Here is a 1,077-nt window from a genome sequence, read left to right as displayed (position 1 = left end):
TGTAATGGCCAGGCAGGTTGTGAACGGCGTGGCGTGAGGAAATAGGTGAGGACCTCCGGTATCGGTGTGGTTACCACACGCACATCGATAACCGAGAGGTCCTCATGGTCCACGCTAATGCCTGTTTGACTCCGAAGGGCCGAACTCGGCTCGCGTCGGCGATCGTCGAGGACGGTTGGACCCATCGCCGCGCCGCTGAACGGTTCCAGTGCTCGCCGGCGACGGCGAAGAAGTGGGCCGACCGCTACCGCGCCGGTGGTGTCGCGGCGATGCAGGACCGTTCCAGCCGCCCGCACTGCAGCCCGGCGCGGATCTGTCGGCGCACCGAATCGCGGATCCTGGGGCTGCGCTTCACCCGTCGGTGGGGACCGCATCGGATCGCCTATCACCTAGGGATTCCCCGGTCGACCGTTCAGGCGGTGTTGCACCGCTACCGGATGCCGCTGCTGCGTGATCTGGACCAGGCCACCGGGTTGGCGGTGCGCAAGCCCTCTCCGCGACGCTACGAGCACGACGCACCCGGGGATCTGGTGCACGTCGACATCAAGAAGCTCGGACGCATCCCCGACGGGGGTGGGCATCGCAAGCTGGGTCGCACCCTTGGCAACCGGCACAACAAGAAGCAGGGCCGCGGGTACGCGTTCGTCCATCACGCCGTCGACGACCATTCGCGGCTGGCGTACTCAGAAATCCTCGGCGATGAACGCAAGGAAACCGCCGCGGCGTTCTGGATCCGGGCCAGGGCGTACTTCGCCGACCACGGGATCGTCGTCAAACGTGTCTTGACTGACAACGGATCCTGTTATCGCTCAACACTGTTCGCCGAAACACTCGGCACGGACGTCGCCCACAAGCGCACCCGACCCTACCGTCCGCAGACCAACGGGAAAGTGGAGCGATTCAACCGCACCCTCAACCAGGAATGGGCCTACGCCCAGACCTACCTCACCGACGAGGCACGCGCAGCCACTTACCAAGCCTGGGTCCATCTCTACAATCACCATCGACCCCACACCGGCATCGGCGGCAAGTCACCCATCGAACGCCTCAGCGTTCACAACCTGCCCGTGAAGAACA

At 64.5% G+C, this 1,077-nt stretch carries 1 protein-coding gene; it reads left to right on the top strand.

What is annotated here, in order from left to right; translation table 11 throughout:
- Positions 1 to 104: 104 nt before the first annotated feature.
- A partial coding sequence (locus tag SBI80_RS28135; RefSeq protein WP_318978436.1) for an IS481 family transposase occupies positions 105 to 1,077 on the top strand: 973 nt, incomplete at its 3' end.

It is taken from the genome of Mycolicibacterium sichuanense (assembly GCF_033741125.1).
Classification (GTDB): domain Bacteria; phylum Actinomycetota; class Actinomycetes; order Mycobacteriales; family Mycobacteriaceae; genus Mycobacterium.
The sequence above is the reverse complement of the archived record's forward strand: the minus strand, read 5'-3'. Positions and strand labels throughout refer to the sequence as shown.